We start from the raw sequence: 19,345 nt of genomic DNA on the forward strand, positions 1-19,345 counted from the left end.
GCGCTCGGCCGCGCGGAACGCGAGCTGCGGGCCACGCAAGGCGACGCACCGCTCGTCATGGCGTGCGTGGACCGTCATGCGGTGGCCGCCGTCGTCCAGGATTGGACCGGTATTCCAGTGGGGCGCATGGTGGGCGATGAAGTCGAAACGCTGCTCGATCTCGCGCGGCGCCTCGATGCGCGCATCGTCGGTCAAGCTCACGCGACGGCGCGCATCGCACGTTGCATTCAGACCGCTCGCGCGGGACTCAACCGTCCCGGCCGTCCCGTTGGCGTGTTTTTGCTCGCCGGACCGTCCGGCGTCGGCAAAACCGAAACGGCGCTTGCGCTGGCCGGCGAGCTCTATGGGGGCGAGCACAACCTCATCACGATCAACATGAGCGAGTACCAGGAGGCGCATACGGTATCGACGTTGAAGGGCGCACCGCCCGGATATGTCGGCTATGGCGAGGGCGGTGTGCTGACCGAGGCCGTGCGTCGCCGGCCGCATAGCGTCATTCTGCTCGACGAAGTGGAGAAGGCGCATCGCGACGTGCACGAGGTGTTCTATCAGGTATTCGACAAGGGTTGGATGGAGGACGGCGAAGGGCGGGTGATCGATTTCCGCAACACGCTCATCCTGCTGACCAGCAATGTCGGAACCGAACTCATGATGCGCGCCTGTGCCGATGCCACGTCCATGCCTTCTGAGCAGGATCTCGCGGCGACGCTGCGCGCCCCGTTGCTGCGCGTATTCGCGCCGGCGCTGCTCGGCCGGATGACGACGATTCCGTATTACCCGCTCGATGAAGCGGCGCTGCGCACGATCGTCGGACTTCAGCTTGCACGCGTGCAAGACCAGATGGCTAGCCAGCACGCCATTGCATTGAGTTTCGACGAAGGCGTCGTGACCTGGATCGTCGGACGATGCGATGAAAACGACAGCGGTGCGCGTCTCGTCGATGCAGTCATCGCTCAACGGCTGTTGCCGGAAATCGGGCAGGCGCTGCTCGCGCGGCAAAGAGGCGGAACGCGAATGGAGCGCGTGGAGGTGACCGTCGCCGACGATGCGATTCGGTGCACGTTTTTCTGATCGAAACCGACAGCCGACTTCGGTTGGGGAAAGGAGAATTTTCATGGCTCAGCAAGTCGTTGCAGGTGCAATGATGAAGTGCTCGTTCGGTCTCGCGCCTTCGGTGCTCAACGTGCTCCCCGAAGCGCGGGTCATCGTCGAAGGACGCCCCGCCGCCTCGATCATGGATTCGAAGCCGCTCATCAACATTCCGACCTTCGGGATGTGCAATGCGCCGACGAATCCGGAGGTCATCGCGGCGACGGCGGCGGCGCTCGGCACGCCCACGCCCGCACCCTGTGTGCCGGCGACGGTCGCGCCCTGGGTGCCGGGCGCGCCGAATGTACTGGCGGGCGGATTTCCCGCCCTGACGAACGAGTCCGTATGTATGTGCACCTGGCTGGGCGCGATCACGATAGACCTCGCGGGCAGCCTGCGCACGATGGTGCCGTAAGCGCCGGATCGGCGGGCGCCAAACCGATGAATCGACATTTCAACCGCGGCGGACACTGATATGGAGATCGAGCTCAAGAGCAGCGTGGGTGGCGACACCTTGCGTCTGGTCCGCATGCGTGGAAGCGAAGCGCTCGCCACGCCGTTCGAATTCGAGCTCGAGCTCGCGAGCGATGCCGCCAATATCAGCACCCATGACCTCGTCGGCACGACGCTCTCGCTCGCGATCGAGGCCGTCGGCGGCATGCGCGAGTTCAATGGGATCGTCGCGCGTGTCGGCCTCGTCGATTACGGTGTCGACGAGAGCGGCACACATCGGGTCGGCTATCAGGCGACGGTTCGCCCGCGCCTGTGGTTGCTCACGCGCGGCGCGCACTGCCGCTTTTTTCATGATCTGTCGGTGCCGGAGATCGTCGGCAGACTGCTCGACGACTACAGCGTCGATTACGAAAGCCGATGTACCGCCAGCTATCCGAAGCTCGCGCACTGCGCGCAGTACCGCGAGACCGATTTCGACTTCTTCTCCAGGCTGCTGGAGCGCGAAGGAATCTACTACTACTTCGAACATCGCGGCGGTAAGGACATCCTGGTGCTCGCCGATGCGCCGAGCGCGCACGAGCCGATCGCGAACTACGGGACGATCTCGTTTCAGCCGTGGGTGACCGGCGGGCAGCCGATGACCGAGTCGGTCTATCGATGGTCGTTCGAAGAAGAGCTTGCGGCGGGCACGAGCGAGGTGAATGCGTTCGACTTCAAGAAAGCCCGCTCGAGCGAAAACCAGGGCTTGCTCGCACGTGCGTCGTCGAAGGAGGGCCGCAGTGCGTACGTACTCGCTGACTATTCGCCCGGCTATGCCGCCCAAAGCGACGGACATCGCTACGCTCAGACGCTTGTCGAGGCTCACCAGGCTCAGGCCGTCTGTGCCGTGGGCCGAGCCAGCGCGCGCGGCGTGCACCCCGGCGGGACGTTTTCGCTGACCGGCTACCCGCGCGCGGATCAAAACGCGGAGTATCTCGTAGTCGAAGCGGAGTATGAACTCGGCGCAATCGATGCGCTCGCATCGATGCCCGGTGCCTCGTCGTCCGAGCCGCTGTTCGACTGTGAGTTCGTCGCCATCCGCAAGAGCCGGCCGTACCGGCCGCAACGGCGCACGCCGCTCCCGCATACGGGCTTGCAAACTGCGATCGTCGTCGCCCCCGAGGGCGACCAGACGGCTGCGAGCGCCTATGTGCAGGTGAAAGTGCAGTTCCACTGGGAGCAGTTCAGCCCGCCAAAAGACAGCGAGCGCATGCAGCGATGCTGGGTGCGCGTGGCACAGGGCTGGGCGGGCAAGGCATGGGGTGCCATGTTCGTGCCTCGTGTGGGGCAGGAAGTGGTGGTCGCATTTCTCGACGGCGACCCCGACCATCCGCTCATCGTCGGCAGCGTTTACAACAGCACGAACGAGACCCCGTATCAGTTACCCGCGAACAGCGGTGTTTCCACGATCAGGACGAAGGCAATCGAAGGTTCCGAGCGCAACGAAGTGCGCTTCAACGACAAGGACCTGCAACTGCTGTTGTACACCGGCGGCCGCCACGATACCTACGTCAAGAAGGACGACCTCACGTGGGTGGGAGGCTCGCAGCACACGATCGTGCGCGGCAAGCAACTGGTGAAGGTGGGCTCTCAACACCTGAGCGTCATCGGTTCGCAAAACGTGAAAGTCGATGGCAGCGCGTCGCTTCAGGCGGAGGCGAACGTGGTCCACAAAGCGGGCATGACCTACGCCGCGAGCGCCGAACTCGTTTCGATCTCGGGCGGTGCGACCGTTTGCATCGAAGCGAGAGCGTTGCTGACGCTCAAGGTCGGGGAGAGCTTCGTCGCGATCAGCCCCGCCGGGGTACAGATTTCGGGGCCGATCGTCGGCTTGAACAGCGGCGGCTCGGCTGGCTCGGGCGCGAATGCCTCGCCCGAATCGCCGAGCGCGCCCGACGAGGCCGACGACGGCTCGTCCATCAAATGAGGCCCGCCATGACCTCAACGCTTCCGAAAGGCGTCGACGCGCTCGATCCATTGCGCTCGACATCGCGGCTGTTGGCCGGTTCGCCGTTTCTCGCGCGTGGCGCGTCCGTGGTGGCCGCGCGCGACCCGCTTGGGCTCGGCACGCCTGCGACGGGTGGGGCCGTCGGAGAGGTGCCGAATGCGGCACGCGCCGATCACGCACCGCCTCAGCGTCAGGGTTTTCGCCTGCCGGTCTGCGAGCGCGCCACGCCTGCACGGGAGAGCGCAGATGAATAGCGCTCGGCGATGCCTGCAGGCGGTGACGATCGTCATTTCGGCGGCCCTTGCGGGATGTGCGAGTCCCGTTCCGCGCTCGCAGCCGACGCTTTCCGTGACGATTCATGCGTCGCCGACACTCAATCCCGACGATGAGGGGCGGCCGACGCCCGTGATCGTCCGGATCTACGAGTTGCGTGCGAGAGATGCGCTCGATCGCGCGACATTCTTCGAACTGTACGACCACGATGCACGCGTGCTCGGGGGCGCGCTGCTGCGGCGCGCCGAGGTCACGGTGAGCCCGGGCGAGACGGTGCCGCTCGTGCGTTTGCTCGATCCGGCGACGCGCGCCGTCGCCATCGTGGCGGCGTACGAACGCATCGACGATGCAAAGTGGCGCGCCTCGGTGACGCTCGGCAGCGCGGGCGCCGTCGAATTGACGGCGACGCTCGGCAGTTCGGCGGTGACGTTGGCCGATACGACACCGGCTCGTCCCGCGCCGAAACGCGGACTCGTGACGCGCTGGATGGGTCCGGTCTGGAAGGCCGCGACGAGCATGTTCGGGGGCGCAAACGAACGACCGCCGCCGAACGCGATAGGAAACGGAGATCATCATGACGTGGAATAACCGGGTGGTCTGGTCCGAGGGCATGCTGTTGCAACAGCAGCATCTTCAGCAGCAAGACCGCTACTGGCTCAGTCAGATCGATGCGCGCTGGGGCACGCGGCGGCACTACGGGTGGGGTTTTTGGAAGCTCGCCATCGACGAGGCGCAATTGGGCCTCGGCAAGGTGGCGCTGACGGCGTGCGAGGGCATCATGCCCGACGGAACCGCATTCGTGCTGCCGCTCGACGACGAGTTGCCGCTGCCGCTCGACGTTCCCGAGACGCGCCGCGACGCGCTGGTCGTGCTGGCGCTGCCGCTCAGGCGGCCCGGCGTGGCGGAGATGGCGAGCGAGCAGAAGACGGCCGACGAGAGCTATGCCCGCTACCGCCGCGAAGCGTGCGTCGTCGTCGACAACAACGAGGACTCGCGCGAAGGCACGGAGATGGAGGTGGGCAAGCTGCGGTTGTCGCTCGCATTTGCCGACGACGTGACGCAGGCGTATGCCGTGCTCGGCGTTGCGCGTGTCGTCGAGTGCAGCGAGGCGAACGGCGTCGTGCTCGATCGCGGGTATGTGCCGCCGTGCCTCGATTATCGCGTCGCCGGCCGACTGGCGGCGTTGATCGAGGAGCTGGCCGGCATGCTTCGGCAGCGCGGCGACGCATTGGCCGCGCGCCTCGCTCAGCCGGGGGCCAACGGCGCGGCCGAGATCGCCGATTTTCTGCTGCTGCAGCTCGTCAATCGCAACGAGCCGCTCATGCGGCATCTCGCGAGCGTCAAGGGCCTGCATCCCGAGGCACTCTTTCGGGAACTGCTGCAACTGGCGGGCGAGTTGGCGGGCTTCACTGCGAGCGGTCGCCGCGCGGCGATACCTGCGCCTTACCGTCACGACGCGCTCGCCGACACCTTCGCGCCGCTCGCCGACGAACTGCGTCGATCGCTCAGTCTGGTGATGGAGCCGCAGGCGGTCGCGATCGGCCTCGAGCAATCGCAGTTCGGCGTCAGTATCGCGCGCGTGCCCGATACGCGGCTGCTGAAGACCGCCGAGTTCGTGCTCGCGGTGAAGGCGGAGATGGCGACGGAAGCGCTCTCGACGGCGTTGCCAGCTCAAACGAAAGTGGGCCCGGTCGAGCGGATTCACGATCTGGTCAATCTGCAACTGCCGGGCGTCGCCTTGCGCAGATTGCCCGTGGCGCCGCGTCAATTGCCGTTTCACGCCGGCTATTGCTATTTCGCGCTCGACACGTCCGACGACTCATGGCCGCAGATCGTGGCATCGGCCGCAATCGCGCTGCATGTCGCAGGTGACTTTCCTGGCCTGGAGGTGCAGCTGTGGGCGATTCGACCATGATCGAGAATATGAGCTTGCCGCCGGCTACCGCGTTGGATCCCGCTGCGGGCGAAAGCGGAGCCGCCTCGATGGCGGCTGAGAAACAGGTGGCGCCGGAAGAGACGCGTATCGATGCGGGGTTGCTGCCGTTAACCGAGGCCCATCGTCGAGCAGCGCTCACATCGGGGCTGAATCCGCTCGTCGGTGCCGCGCACGCGCTCATCGAGGCAGGCGCGGCGCTGCGCGACGCACGCGCGGCCCAGCCGCTGGAACCGCTGCGCGCGCGTCTTACCGGGATGATCGAGACCTTCGGCGACGAAACGACCGCCAAAGGCATCGATGCCGAAACCGTTGCGCTCGCGCGTTACTGCCTGTGCACGTTCATCGACGAGACGATTGCCGCAACGTCATGGGGCGGTGGCGCCTGGGCCGCAAGAAGCCTGCTGGTGACGTTTTTCGGCGAAGCGTCGGGCGGCGAGCGCTTCTTCACGATACTGCACGGGCTTTCGCAGGAGCCGCGACGCCATCTCGATGCGCTCGAACTGCTGTTCGTCATCCTGTCGCTGGGCATGGCGGGGCGCTATCGATTGATGGCACGCGGCCACGCCGAACTCGAGCGCGTTCGGGACACACTGCGCCGCCTCATCGTGGCCGAACGCGGCCGTGCGCGCGCGCCGCTTTCGCCCCAATGGCAGGCCGCTCATGCGCCGCTACGGCGGCGGCGGTACGTCAACGGCACGGCGCTGGCGCTGTCGGGCGGACTCGTTTTTCTCGCCGCACTGGGAGCCGTATTCGACCACCGGCTGCAGGAGCAAGCGCAGCCCGTGATTCATTCGCTGCGCTCCGTGCGTCTTGCCACTGCGGCGCCGCAGCCTGCGGCCGCACCCGCGGTGACTGAAACCGCCTTACGCGAGAGGCTGAGCGCGCTGCTCGCGCCCGAGATTGCCAGCCAACGCGTGACGGTGGGCGGAACATCCGATCGTGCCGTCATCACGCTGCTCAGCGATGGCGTCTTTGCGTCGGGACGCGCGACGGTACGGCCCGACGACGTGCCGCTGATCCGGCGTATCGGCGCGGCGCTCGACGGCACCGCGGATCGCGTGATCGTCGTCGGTCACACGGACGATCGACCACCACTTGCGAGCGGGCAAAGCAACTGGCAGCTCTCGCTTGCACGCGCGTCCTCCGTCGTCGAGCTGCTGCGCGAAGAAGCAGGCAGGCCCGAGCGCTTTCTCGCGCAAGGACGCGGCGCGCTCGATCCGATCGCGTCGAACGATTCCGCCGCGGGACGCGCGCGCAACAGGCGTGTCGTCATCACCGTGCTTGCGCCGGGCGCGGCCTTATGAGTGCGCGACGGGCAGTGTCCGCCGCGCTTGTCGGAGATGAGAAAAGTGATCCCTCGCATAGTTGAACGCGTGAGCTGGCGTACATTCGCTGCGGCCTTGGCGATGCTCCTCGGACTCACGCTGATTTGGCATCAGGCGCCGCGCGTCGGCTACAACGGCCGCACGCCGTTTGCCAGCCCGTCGGCACGCGCGTGGCTCGTGGTTGCGCTCTTCGCATGCTGGGCGGCATTCGCGCTCGGGCGTTGGCTCGTGCAATGCCTGCGCGATGTACGCATCGTGCGCAAGGCGCCGCGCAACGAAACGCAGGACGATAGCCAGGCGCAGGCCGATGCAGCCGCGGCCGACACGGCAAGACGCACGCGGGCGGCGCTCGAGCGCAGCTTTCGCCGCGCGCTCGCGCTGATCCGCGGCAACGGGTTGCCGGGCGCGGGCCGTTGGCGCGCGCGCAAGCTGCCGTGGTATCTCGTGCTCGGCGAGCGCGGCACCGGCAAGAGCGCGATGCTGGAGGCGAGCGGGCTCGAATTTTCGCATGAGCGTGCGCTTGCGGAGGTCGACGACGATCTTGCGCCGTACCGCTGGTGGCTCGCCAACGAGGCGATCCTCATCGAAGCCTCGCCGCACGGGGACGACGCGAACGACGGCTGGCAAGCGTTGCTGCGCAAGCTCCGGCAAACCCGGCGGATGCGCGCGATCGATGGCGCCATCGTCACGGTCGACGCAGGATGGCTGGACGACAGCGCCGCATCGGCGCGCGAGGGCCGGGCCGCATCGATACGCGAGCGCATCGATGCGATGCATCGCACCTTCGGCATTCGCTTTCCGGTTTATATCGTCGTGACGCGATGCGACCGGCTACCGGGTTTCGAGCCGTTTTTTGAATCGCTGGACGAGGGAGCGCGGGCTCAGGTGTGGGGCACGACGTTCGAGGTCGATAGCGACGCGGGCTCGCCGCTCGCATCTTTCGGCAGCCGGTTCGATGCGCTCGTGCGCCGGCTGCAGGCGCGAGTCGTCGAATCGTTGCCGTCGTCCGGCGAACCGGGGCTCACTGCACCGATCTACGGATTTCCCGTGCGCTTCGCTGCGCTCGGTCCGTCGTTGCGCGGCTTTTTGCAGGAGGCGTTCGGTGCGTCGCCGTACATGGACGACGCCATGCTGCGCGGCGTCTACTTCACGGCGGCTCCGCCGGCCGCCTGCGAGAGTCGTGGCGAGCGCAGCGGCCGGCGGCGCGGCTACTTCATCGAGCGGCTTTTGCGTGAAGTCGTGTTTCGCGAGGCAGGCCTCGCAGGCCGGCGGCTTCCGTCGACGCGCCGGCAGCGCGTCGCGCGCCGGGCGACTTGGGCCGCTATCGCCCTTGGCACGCTCGTTGTGGCTGCGTGCCTCACGATCAGCTACGCACGCAATCTCGCATCGATAGCGGCCCTCGAGCGCGCGGACCTGAGGTTGACTCAGCTGGCCCGCGTCGGCGTGGACTCGGACGCGCCGGCTTCGATGCTGCCGGTGCTCGATGCCGCGAGGAATCTGCCGCTCGGTTATGCGCAGCACGACGCGCGCGTGCCGCTCGCCTCCCGCTTCGGGCTGAGCCAGAGCGAGCAGCTCGGCACCGCTGCCAGGGTGAGGTACCAGGCGTTGCTGCGCGCGACGATCGAGCCGTTCGTCGCGCGGCGGCTCGCTCGCGCATTGGCGGCTCCGGGCCTCGATGCGGGGGCACGCTACGCCGCGCTGTGCGTTTATCTGATGCTGGGCGATCGAGTCCACTTCGATGCCTCCGCCGTACGGACATGGGCCGCCAGCGACGCGCGCTCGCTGCCGCTCACCGACGCCCAGGGAGCCGATTGGCTCGAGCATGTCGACGCGCTCTTCGGGACGGGCAGCTTCAAGGCCGACGTGCCGCTCGATGCGGAGCTCGTCGGGAGCGCGCGTGCCGCCATCGGCACCGTTCCAGTGGCCGAGCGCGTCTTCGACACGATACGTCCCGAGCTCGAAAAAGCGATGCCGCAGCCGCTTTCGGTCGACATGATGGGCGGCGACGACGCGGGGCTCGTCCTCATTCGCAAAAGCGGCAAGCCGCTGACCGACGGCGTGCCGGGGGCCTACACGCGCCAAGGCTACGCGCGGTTTCTGGGGTTGCGCGAGGCGGCCTTGCAAGCGCTCGATCGCAATGCCTGGGTGATGGGCCGCACCATGGCACCGGCGGGCGATCCCGCACGCCGGGCGATGCTGAGCGGCGACATCGACCGCTATTATTTCGACCGTTACATCGCGGCATGGGACGGCATCCTGAACGATGTCTCGCTGCGGCCGCTGCCGAAAGGAAGTGACGGCGCGTCGATCGTGAAATTCCTGGCACGGCCGGATTCGCCGCTGCGCACGTTTCTGATGACGGCGGCCACGCAAACGACGCTGGCCGGCGATGCGACTGGTGCCCTCGATGGCGGTAAGGGCCCGGGGCATGCGACGCGATCGATATGGCGGACCATGCTCGCGCGTGCCGGAACGATCTTCGGCTCAGGGCGTGCGAAGCATGCTACGTCGGTGAATGGGCCCGCGCCGGAGGCTTCGGGGGCGCCCGTGGCGGAGGGGCGCGCTGCGGATGGCCGGCCCACGGATGGCCGCCCCCCGGATGGCCGGCCCGTGGACCGCCATTTCGAAGCGTTGCATCGGTTCGTGGCCTCGGGCCGTGATGCTCAACCGTCGGCGCTCGATGAGGTGCAGCGCGAGCTTGCCGCGGCAGGCGCTTTTCTCGACGCCGTCGACGCCGCCCATGCGAATGGCCTGCCCGCGCCGCCGGGCGATGCGCTCACGGCGCTCGATCAAGCCGCGCTCGGTGTGCCGCAACCGATGGCCGGCATGTTGCGCGGACTCTCGGCAAGCGGTACCGCGGCGACGCTTGCCGGCGAGCGGTTGCGCCTCGACGCGCTATGGCGCGCGAGCGTCGCGCCTTTCGGTCACGCCGCGCTGGACGGACGCTATCCGTTCGTGAGGACGTCGCAAGTCGACGTAACGCTCGACGATTTCACGCGCGTGTTCGGCCCCGGCGGTCTCATCGATACGTTTTTCCGCAACAACGTGCAGCAGTACGTCGATATGTCCACGCCCCACTGGAGCTGGAAACCGTCGGCGAAAGCGCTGGGCATGTCGGCGAAGACGCTCGAGATGTTCCGCGAAGCGGCGGCGATTCGCGACGCGTTCTTTCCGGACGGCAGCCGGACGATGCAGGTGCGCTTCGCGCTCACGCCCGAATCGATGGATCCTGCGTTGACGCGTTTCGTGCTGACGCTCGCCGGTAAAACACTCGACTATCAGCACGATCCGCGACGCGCCGTCTCGTTCGACTGGCCCGGCGCAGCGGCACCGCAGCCGGCGCGAATCGACTTCGCACCCGCGGCGGCCGACGGGCGCAGCGCGGTCGATGCGCTGGGCCAGTGGCGCCTGTTTCGCTTGCTCGACCTGGGCAAGCTGACACGCAAGCGGGCCGACAGCTTCGATCTGAGCTTCGATCTCGGCGGCAGAAAAGTGTCGCTCGATCTCGCGGCCAGCAGCGTCGTCAATCCGTTCGCATTGGACGCGCTGAGCAAGTTCCAGCTTGTCGATACGCTCTAACCATAGCGCGCCGGAGCGCACCTGAAGCGCGTACCCCAGGGAACCGCTCGGGGTCCGCGCGTTACTCAATGCGCTATGGATATCAATCATGCTCAGGGTGGACCGCGCATAGCTTTCGCGCGCACGCTCGAATGGCTGCATCGATTCGGCGCGCGCAGCGATGCCGTCGTGGCTATCGTCGTCGCGCTTGTCGTGTTCATGATGGTGCTGCCGTTGCCGACGCCGGTCATCGACGCGCTTGTCGCACTCAATATCGCGACAGCGCTGTTGCTCATCGCGCTTTCGCTCTATCTGCCGAATGCGGTCGCCTTCTCGAGCTTCCCGGCGGTGCTGCTGTTGACGACGCTCTTCAGGCTCGGCCTCGAGATCAGCACGAGCCGTTCGATTCTGATGCACGCCGACGCAGGGGCGATCGTCGAGACATTCGGCCGGTTCGTCGCCGGCGATCACGTCGTCGTCGGTGCCATCGTGTTCTTCATCGTGGCGGTCGTGCAGTTCGTCGTCATCACCAAGGGGGCCGAGCGCGTGGCGGAGGTGGCCGCGCGTTTTTCGCTCGACTCGATGCCGGGACGGCAGATGGCCATCGATGCCGACGTGCGCGCCGGCCTCGCGCGCCCGGACATGGTGGCGCACCTGCGCGCGGAGCTCGCGCGCGAAAGCCGGATGCACGGCGCCATGGATGGCGCCATGAAGTTCGTGAAGGGCGATGCGGTGGCGGGATTCGTGATCGTGATCGTCAACCTGACGGCGGGCATGGCCATCGGCGTCGTCTACAAGGACATGACGGTTGGCGAGGCGCTTCATCGCTATGCCGTGTTGACCATCGGCAACGGTCTGATGGCGCAAATCCCGGCGCTGTTGATCTCGATCGCCGCGGCTGTCCTCATCACGCGCGGCGGTGAGGCGCAGACGCCGCAGGGCACGACGCTTGGCCGCGAAGTGCTCGGCCAGATGCGGGCGGCGCCGGCGGCATGGATCGTCGCCGGCACCGTTGCGGCAGCGTTTGCCGCCGTACCCGGGATGCCGTGGATAGCGTTCGCGCTCGTCTCGGCATCGATGCTCGGCTTCGGTGCGCTCGGCCTGCGCCGCGAGCGGGCCGGCGTCGATTCCCGCCGCAAGGGCGAGCCGGAGATGCACCCGGATTCGCCGATCCCTGACGAATGCGACATGCGGCAGATCGTGCCGATACGGCCGATCGTCGTATTCATCTCGGAGCACATGGCCGGCGACGCGCGGTTCGCTCGATTCGAGCGCGCCGCGCGGCGCGCGCGCAACCGGCTCGTGCTGCATCATGGCATGACCGTGCCGAACATCGACATCCAGCGTGTGCGCCGGCTCGAAGGCGATGCCTACGAAGTGGCCATTCACGAGGTCGTTGCCGCGGATGGACGCTTTCATTGCGACAGCCTGTGTGTCAGGGAAGAGGCGATATCCGGCGACGCGCTTCGCGTACATGCGGTTGCGCAGCGCTACCCGCTCATTGCGAAGGCGGTGTGGATCGAACGCGAGCGTTGGATCGACGCCGGCGCGCTCACATCGGGCATCGATGCCGTCGACTATTTCGAGCGGCTCGTCACGCAGGTGCTGCATCGTCATGCAGCGCGCTTCGTCGGGATCCATGAAGCGCAAATCGTGTTCGGCTGGCTTCAGCGCGAAACGCCGGCCGCGGCCAAGGAGCTGGCTCAGGTGATGCCGCTGCCACGTTTCGCCGAAGTGTTGCGGTTGCTCGTCGGCGAGCGCGTGTCGATTCGCAACGTACGCGTCATCGTCGAGACGCTCGTCAGTTGGGCGCCGAGGGAGAAGGACACGGCGATGCTCGCCGAACATGTGCGCCTCGCTCTCCAGGCGCAGATATGCCAGGAATTCGCGCGCGACGGGATACTTCACGCGGTCCTCGTCGATCGCGCGCTCGAAGATACGTTGCGCGCTTCGCTGCAACAGAGTGCGCAGGGATGGACGTTGGCGATCGATCCCGAGACTGCCGGGCACTTGCTGACGCGCGCGGCCGAGTTATGCCGGCCGCCGGACGAGCATGGCGCGACACCTGTCGTGCTGACGGCACAGGACTTGCGCCGCCCGCTGCGGCTCTTGCTGCGCGACGAAGTGTTCGACGCCTATGTGCTGGCCTATACGGAACTGACGCCGACGCAGCGCGTGCGCGCGGTGGGGACGATCTCGCGCGATGCGGCGTGATCACATCTCGGCTCGTTCGTCGAAGAAGAGATCGTCGATTTCGATCGGTTCGGTGCAGCGTGCATCGAGCGTATCGAGTTCGTCCACGAGCCGGTAGACGACCGCCACAGCGCGATAGCAATCCGCGGGAATCGTGGCTTCGACCTGGACGTCGGCATGAAGCCGCCGTGCGAGCTTGCGGAAGTGAAAAACGGGAATCTCGGTCAGATGTGCCGCGTCGATCATCTGCCGGGCGGCTTCATCCACGCCTTTCGCAACGACGACGGGCACCGATTGCGTTTTGCCGTCGTAGTGGAGCATGACGGCAATATGCTCCGGATTCGTCACGAGCGCGCGGCCCGAACGAGGCGCATCGAGCGTCGGGCCGGCAGGGGCCAGCAAAGCCTCGATCAGCGCCGAGCGCAAGCGCGCCCGGACTTGCGGGTCGCCGGCGGTCTGCTTCAGTTCCTCTTTCATGTCGCGATGCGACATGCGCAGTCCGCGCCGATGATGGCGTTTCGCGAGCCACACGCTGGCGAATGCGGGAGCGGCGAGCGCGGCTAGCAGCACGCGGATCACGAAGTGGGCGGTTTCGACGCCGGCTTGCCAGTTCGCAGCCAACGATTGCCGGGCGAGCAGCGTCGGCACGATGTGCACACGACCGGCGAGTGCGAGTGCGGCCGCTATGCCGAGTGCCGCGGCGCTGACGAGCGAGATGGCCAGCGCCGTGAGATGTCGAGCGGAAACGAGCTGCCGAAAATGTGCAAGCGGATCGAGCCGCGCGAGCGACGGCGCCAGCACTTTCGGCGAGAAATGCATTGACCCTGCCATCCACGCGCCGCATACGGTTGCAGCGAAAGCGGTCGCGCCGATGCAAGCGAGGACAGGCACCATGAGCCGCGCGCATGCACTCACGAGCCGCGCCGCCGAAGCGAGCGGGCGCGCGGCGGAGATCGCCTCCAGCGCGAGGCCCGCTATATCGAGCCAGGCATCGCAGGCGGCGTCGAGCCCCCAGAAAAGAAGCTCCGTCGATGCGGCGAGGACGAGCAATGCGCCGAGCGGCTCGCTGCGTGCCACGTTACCCTTGGCGCGCGCATCGCGCAACCGCTTCTCGGAAGGCGGCAGTGACTTCTCGCTCATGGCCTATCGGCGCGCATGCGACCGAGGAGGTGCATGGTGGCCTCGGCATGCGCGAAGGTGGCCTGGGCGAGCGCATCGAGGAGCGCGGGCAGACTCAGCGCGACGACGAGCAGCGCGAGGACGCTTTTGAACGGCAACGCTGCGACATACGCCGGAAACCGCGGAGCAGCTCGCGAGAGCACGGCGAAGCAGACTTCGACGAGAACGAGTGCGAGCAAATAGGGCAGCGCGAGCAGGACGGCCAGACGCATCATGGCCGTCAGCAATGGCTCGATCGCGGCCCACGTGCTGCTATCCAGCGCGGGCAGCCACGCGAGTGGCGGCCAGACGGCGAAGCTTGCATAGACGACGGCGACGAGCGCATGAAGCGCGCCGGCGTGGATCAGATAGACGCAGGAGGCGTGCTTGAACAAGGCGCCGAAGACCGAGGCGTCCGGCGATGCGGTCGGGTCGAGCGCCTGTGCGTTCGCGCCGCGTTGATAGTCGAGACAGGTCCCCGCTGACTCGACGGCCCACAATGGAACGGCAAGGACGGTCGCGAGCAGCAGGCCGATAGCGCATTCCTTCGCTGCCAGGCCCAGTGCCAGGCCCAGTGCGAGATCGGGGCTTGGCGCGCGCGCCGCGATGGCTGGCAGCAGACCCGGCACGATGGGCAGCGCAAGCGCCAGTGCAACGGCGATGCGTGCGATGCGCGACAGCGCGTGCGGAGCGAAGATCGGCACGAGGATCAGTGCGGGCACCCAGCGGAGCGCGCCGAGACCGAGGGCAAGAACGAGGGGCAGCAGCGGGCCGAGCGGGTTCGTGAGCGGATCGGGCATGGACGTTCATCCGCGCGGCAGCGCGGCGAGCGCGAATGCTTGTTCGACCAGGCGGACGAGTTCGATACCGAACGAGTGGGCGCTCGCGGCGAGCGTTGCGCAGACGACCACGAGCTTGACGGCGTACGGCAGCGTTTGATCCTGGATCTGGAAGGCGGATAACACGAGCGACATCGTGACACCCGCACAGGCGGCAACGAGCGCGACGATCAGCGACATCTTGAACGTGAGAATGAGCGCATGCTGCATGAAGGCGAGGGAATCGGGCATCGGCTTCAGCTTCAGCTTCGATACGAAACGACGAGCGCTTCGATGAGACGACCCCATCCGTTCGCGACCACGAAAAGCAGCAACTTGAGCGGCAGCGAAACCATCGTGGGCGGCACCATTTGCATACCGAGCGCGAGCAGGACATTGGAGACGAGTAAATCGATGACGACGAATGGAACGAAAAGAATCAAGCCGATTTCGAATGCGGCCTGCAGTTCCGAGACGACGAATGCGGGGACGACGATGCTCCAGTCATTCGCGGCGGCCGCTCGCGTCCTGTCGGGCGAACCGTGCAGCGCTAGCTCGACGAACCGTTCGCGTTCTTCCAGTCTGCTGTTACGCAGCATGAACTGACGTAGCGGTTCGGCGATCGCCTGGGCCCGCGCGATCTGCTCGCGTCCCGAAACGGCGCCGGCCGTTGCCGATGAGGCGCTCCGTTGCGCTTCGTCCAGGCACGCGCTCAGCGTCGGCGCCATCACGAAAAGCGTGGCGGCCAGCGCCACGGCGTTGAGTGCGAGCGCGGGCGGCGCTTGCTGCACGCCGATTGCGTTGCGTACAAGGACGAGGACGACCGATATCTTCAGATAGGAAGTCATCGTGATCGCGGCAAGCGGAAGCAACGAAAGCGTGCCGAGCAGGACGAGCAGGGCGAGCGGGTGCTGATCGGGCGTCATGGCGAAGCGCCGTTCCCGGACGCGCTGTGCCATTGCGTGATCTCGACGGCCAGCCGGCCGTCGAGATCGACGAGTTCGCCATAGCCGACGGGCACACCGTTGGCTTCGATGCGCACGGTCGGCGGCATGCCCTCGGCGAGCCGAAGCAGCGTGCCTCCGCCGGCGGCGGCGAGCGCGCCCAGCGAGAGATCGAGGGTGCCGATGACGAACGACAACTGCACGGGCAGGCGCGCCGGGTCGACCGGGCTCGGGGTATCGGGCGGCAGGCCGGTGGTTGACGGGCGAGGGGAGGAGGTATCGTCGTGCATCGCATGAAGGACTTCGAAGCTGGAATGGGCGTCGCGCCAGCGGACTTGCCAGGCGAGGCCGGCGAAAACGACACGTCCGACGCCGGCCGTGTCGAACGCGGACGAGGGCAGGCGGAGGATGTCACCGCTCGCGAGCGATGAAATGTCGGCGGACGGCATCGCGAGCGTTCCGGCGATCACGCGTGCGCGACTGGGCAAGTGCTCGAGCCACGGGGCGATGGCGGGCGACGGGAATTGCCAGGGGCCGTGCTCGATCATCTCGTTGAGCGCATCGGCATTGACGCGCACGAGCATCGCAACGCACAGGTGCGGCATCGTGCAACTGAGGCTGACGGTGAGGATGTTGTCACTGCCGGCGCGCGAACTTTGCGAAGGGGCCGCGCACGCCTCGCAGCGGGGGTCGCCGAGCGCGGCGCCGAGCGGTGTGGGCAATGCCGCCAGTGCGAAGTGCACGAAGGCCTCCCGCGCCGCGCGGTGCTCGGCCAGACCCGGATCGATGCCTGTCAGCGCGAGCAACCATGCTTCGCAATCGTGCCAACTCATGCCGCCAAAGCGGGTTGAGATGGCGAGCCCGCGGCCTTCGACGAAAGCGGTGGGCGCCGCGCCACGCAGCTCGAGCGTTGCGGTACTGGCGTCGCCCAGCGAGACGCGCAGGGCCGGTACGCGGGCGAGCCGGCTTTTCGCGACGCGAGCGGCGTCTGCTCGGCGCAGGACTATTGCGCGGTGCGGATGCGTCATCCCTGCACTCGCATCGGTGGTGTCGACGATACCGCCAGCGACGACAGGCCGACGGGATCCTCGATGCCCACTCCAGCCGACAGTCGCTCGGCCAGCCGATATTTTTCCCGCTGGCGCCAACACCTGCGCTGGATGTCATGGGCTGCGGCCAGCGCCGCGCGTGCGGCCTCGAATCGCTTGTTCCCCGTGTCGACAGCGGAGCCTGCGTTGGAGCGGCGCGCCATGAGATGCGTATAAGCGTGCTCATGGCACGCGAAATCGTTGCGGTTCAGGAAGTCGATATGGGAAGCGCCTTGCGCAATGCGGCGCCGAAGCGCTTCGCGTGTGCGCGCGAGTTCGAGGTCGAGGCTAGCCAGCACGCGGCGCGCGCATTCGAGTTCGTGAGATGCCGCGCTCGCATCGCGCGTGGCATCGGCGACGAGCTCGCCGGCCCGTGCGAGCCGGGCCTCCGCCCGTCTGCCCAACAGGCGCAGGACGCGTGGATCAATTAGCGACGACGGCATGCAGTTGCTCGAGCGTATCGCGCCATGGGCACGGCGTACGCGTGTCTTGACGCAGGAATGCGAGAAGGCGCGGATGACGCGCGACGGCGTCGTCGTTTTCGGTGTCGCGCCCTGCTTGATACTCGCCGAGCGTCAGCAGTAGCTGAAGATCGCGATGCCGCGACAAAAGGCATCGCAATCGAGCCGCGTCGTTTCGATGCGTTTCGGCGACGATCGCGTCCATCGCGCGGCTCGTACTCGCGAGTATGTCGATCGCGGGAAAATGCCCGCGCTGGGCCAGTTCCGTCGACAGCACGATGTGCCCGTCGAGCAGCGAGCGCGCTTCTTCGGCGATCGGATCGAGCGTCGACGTTTCGGTCAATACCGTATAGACGGCAGTGATCGAGCCCCGCGGCAACGGCCCGGCTCGCTCGGTGAGGCGCGGCAGCATCGCATAGACGGAGGGAGGCAATCCAGCGTGCCCTGTCGGCTCCCCGGCCGCGATGCCGATCTCCCGTTGGGCCCGAGCGACGCGCGTGAGCGAATCGACGAGCAGCAGTACATGAGCGCCGTTCGCGCTGAGCCCCTCCGCGATCGCCGTGGCGGTGAAAGCGGCGCGCACGCGTTCCATGGCGGGGCGCTCGGAGGTGGCGCAGACGACGACGGTTCGCGCGGACACAGCGGAATCGAGCTCCCGCTCGAGGAATTCATTGAGTTCGCGGCCGCGCTCGCCGACGAGTCCGAGGACGACGGCGTCGGCGTCGATGCCGCGTGCGAGCGCGCCGATCAACGTCGTCTTGCCGCAACCCGGTCCCGCGAAAAGACCGATGCGTTGACCGCGGCCCAACGTCAACGCCCCATCGAGCGCGCGAATGCCCGTCGTCAGCGCATCGACGATGCGCGGCCGTGCGAGCGGCGCAGGCGGATCTGCCAGCACGGGCCGGCGCACGCATCCACGCGGCGTGTGCCGGCCCGATGGCACGACGGGGGGCGAGGCATCGAGCGGTCGCCCGAGGCCATCGAGCAGCCGACCCAGCAAATGTCTTCCCGCTTCGACGTCGTGCGGGCGTCCCAGCGATCGCAGCGACATGCCCGGTGCCAGGCCCTGCGTAGCCGCAAGCGGAGCGAGCAGCGTGCGTGAATCGTTGAAACCGATGACTTCGGCGAGCATCGGATGGCCATGCACGTCGACGCAATCGAGCTCGCACAAGTGCCCGACTTTGGCGCGAGGCAATCGCGCGGCGATGAGCGTGGCGCTGACTTCGACGACATGACCCAGTGCATGCGCAGTGGTCCGGCCGGCGCAGCGCTCGTTCACCCGGCCTAGCCACGCCGCGAGGCGGGCTTCGAGCAAGGCGGCATCGGCCGAATCGCACGCATCGGACGACGGGCGCGCGAACGTCACCATGCGAGCTCCGCGACGCCCGCACCCGAGAACACGATCTTGTGCGGCTCGATTCGTTGGAGCGTGTAATCGCGCCATCGATAGCCGGGCGCCAGGACTTGTCCTTCACGCGTGACGACGAAGCCGTGGCGGCCGTGGCGTACGCTCGCGACGTCGAGCGGGGCGCGTGCGACCGTCAGGGGCGGCGGATAGATCGATGCCTCGACAGGCCGGACCGTTTGCGATGCCGCAGGTGCATTGCCTGCCGCGTCGATGGGACGTGCGTTTCGCGTGGACCCGAGCCATAGCAACGCTGCGCCGAGCAGGATCGCGGCGCACGCCGCAACGCAGGCCAGCTCGGTGATCGAAGTACGCAATGCTGCCCGCCAACCGCCGCTGCCCGCCGGGCTCGACGATGCCGGGCCCGCGTCCCACGACGCCTGTTCGTCGGCGATTTTCGCGCAAGCAGGGCCGATCGCCACCTGTGTCCCGGCGCCTACCAGGATCGGACAGGCGGCCTTGCCTGTGCCGCCGGCGCGAAACGACCATACATCGTCGACTCCGCGCGAGAATGTTCCGGCGTGCGCCGGCATACCCGGATCGCACAGCACCAGATCGTTGTCGGGACTGCTGCCGAGGCGAATCGTGTCGCCGTCGAGCGGAAATGCGGCGCCGCGATGCAAGCCGCTCAAGATGCGAAGTTCGAGCATGGGAAGG

17 protein-coding genes are annotated in these 19,345 nt (G+C 67.1%); 9 read left to right on the forward strand and 8 right to left on the reverse strand.

The window, feature by feature from the left end:
- From VGL01_RS03130 to VGL01_RS03170, 9 genes are all read left to right on the forward strand, one after another.
- On the forward strand, positions 1-1,071 hold a 1,071-nt coding region (locus VGL01_RS03130; RefSeq protein ID WP_331566973.1), incomplete at its 5' end, for an AAA family ATPase.
- A gap of 43 nt (positions 1,072-1,114) precedes the next feature.
- Entirely contained in the window at positions 1,115-1,504 is a 390-nt protein-coding gene (locus VGL01_RS03135) for a DUF4280 domain-containing protein (RefSeq protein WP_331566975.1), read from the forward strand.
- Positions 1,505-1,564: 60 nt separating this feature from the next.
- Positions 1,565-3,508, forward strand: a complete 1,944-nt coding sequence (locus VGL01_RS03140) for a type VI secretion system Vgr family protein (protein WP_331566977.1) — start codon at positions 1,565-1,567, stop codon at positions 3,506-3,508.
- Between the two features lie 8 nt (positions 3,509-3,516).
- Positions 3,517-3,783, forward strand: coding sequence for a hypothetical protein (locus VGL01_RS03145; RefSeq protein ID WP_331566979.1), 267 nt, complete (start codon positions 3,517-3,519; stop codon positions 3,781-3,783).
- A complete protein-coding gene (tssJ, locus tag VGL01_RS03150; RefSeq protein ID WP_331566981.1) occupies positions 3,776-4,390 on the forward strand; it encodes a type VI secretion system lipoprotein TssJ in 615 nt (204 codons plus the stop codon). Before VGL01_RS03145 ends, tssJ begins: the two co-directional genes overlap by 8 nt.
- Entirely contained in the window at positions 4,377-5,717 is a 1,341-nt protein-coding gene (tssK, locus tag VGL01_RS03155) for a type VI secretion system baseplate subunit TssK (protein ID WP_331566983.1), read from the forward strand. The genes tssJ and tssK overlap by 14 nt, the downstream gene beginning before the upstream one ends.
- Complete coding sequence (icmH, locus tag VGL01_RS03160) at positions 5,714-7,042, forward strand: type IVB secretion system protein IcmH/DotU (RefSeq protein WP_331566985.1); 1,329 nt, start codon at positions 5,714-5,716, stop codon at positions 7,040-7,042. The genes tssK and icmH overlap by 4 nt, the downstream gene beginning before the upstream one ends.
- A 45-nt stretch (positions 7,043-7,087) precedes the next feature.
- Positions 7,088-10,642, forward strand: a complete 3,555-nt coding sequence (gene tssM / locus VGL01_RS03165; protein ID WP_331566987.1) for a type VI secretion system membrane subunit TssM — start codon at positions 7,088-7,090, stop codon at positions 10,640-10,642.
- 75 nt (positions 10,643-10,717) lie between these two features.
- A complete protein-coding gene (locus tag VGL01_RS03170) occupies positions 10,718-12,835 on the forward strand; it encodes a flagellar biosynthesis protein FlhA (protein WP_331566989.1) in 2,118 nt (705 codons plus the stop codon).
- Here VGL01_RS03170 and VGL01_RS03175 read toward each other — a convergent pair whose 3' ends face one another.
- From VGL01_RS03175 to VGL01_RS03210, 8 genes are read right to left on the reverse strand one after another with little or no spacing between them, the layout of a single operon-like run.
- Entirely contained in the window at positions 12,836-13,954 is a 1,119-nt protein-coding gene (locus tag VGL01_RS03175; RefSeq protein ID WP_331566991.1) for an EscU/YscU/HrcU family type III secretion system export apparatus switch protein, read from the reverse strand.
- Entirely contained in the window at positions 13,951-14,772 is an 822-nt protein-coding gene (sctT, locus tag VGL01_RS03180; RefSeq protein ID WP_331566993.1) for a type III secretion system export apparatus subunit SctT, read from the reverse strand. Before sctT ends, VGL01_RS03175 begins: the two co-directional genes overlap by 4 nt.
- A gap of 6 nt (positions 14,773-14,778) precedes the next feature.
- Positions 14,779-15,042, reverse strand: coding sequence for an EscS/YscS/HrcS family type III secretion system export apparatus protein (locus VGL01_RS03185; RefSeq protein ID WP_331566995.1), 264 nt, complete (start codon positions 15,040-15,042; stop codon positions 14,779-14,781).
- An 11-nt stretch (positions 15,043-15,053) separates the two neighbouring features.
- On the reverse strand, positions 15,054-15,749 hold the full coding sequence (gene sctR, locus VGL01_RS03190) for a type III secretion system export apparatus subunit SctR (RefSeq protein ID WP_331566997.1): 696 nt from the start codon (positions 15,747-15,749) through the stop codon (positions 15,054-15,056).
- Positions 15,713-16,762 (reverse strand): type III secretion system cytoplasmic ring protein SctQ, encoded by a 1,050-nt coding sequence (sctQ, locus tag VGL01_RS03195; RefSeq protein WP_331566999.1) that lies wholly within the window; start codon positions 16,760-16,762, stop codon positions 15,713-15,715. The genes sctR and sctQ overlap by 37 nt, the downstream gene beginning before the upstream one ends.
- Positions 16,759-17,265, reverse strand: a complete 507-nt coding sequence (locus tag VGL01_RS03200) for a hypothetical protein (protein ID WP_331567001.1) — start codon at positions 17,263-17,265, stop codon at positions 16,759-16,761. Before VGL01_RS03200 ends, sctQ begins: the two co-directional genes overlap by 4 nt.
- Complete coding sequence (locus VGL01_RS03205; RefSeq protein WP_331567003.1) at positions 17,246-18,652, reverse strand: FliI/YscN family ATPase; 1,407 nt, start codon at positions 18,650-18,652, stop codon at positions 17,246-17,248. The genes VGL01_RS03200 and VGL01_RS03205 overlap by 20 nt, the downstream gene beginning before the upstream one ends.
- Positions 18,646-19,338: an FHA domain-containing protein gene (locus VGL01_RS03210; RefSeq protein ID WP_331567005.1), complete on the reverse strand. Its 693-nt coding sequence runs from the start codon at positions 19,336-19,338 to the stop codon at positions 18,646-18,648. Before VGL01_RS03210 ends, VGL01_RS03205 begins: the two co-directional genes overlap by 7 nt.
- Between the last annotated feature and the right edge of the window lie 7 nt (positions 19,339-19,345).

Source organism: Trinickia sp. (genome assembly GCF_036503415.1).
Taxonomy (GTDB): Bacteria; Pseudomonadota; Gammaproteobacteria; order Burkholderiales; family Burkholderiaceae; genus Trinickia.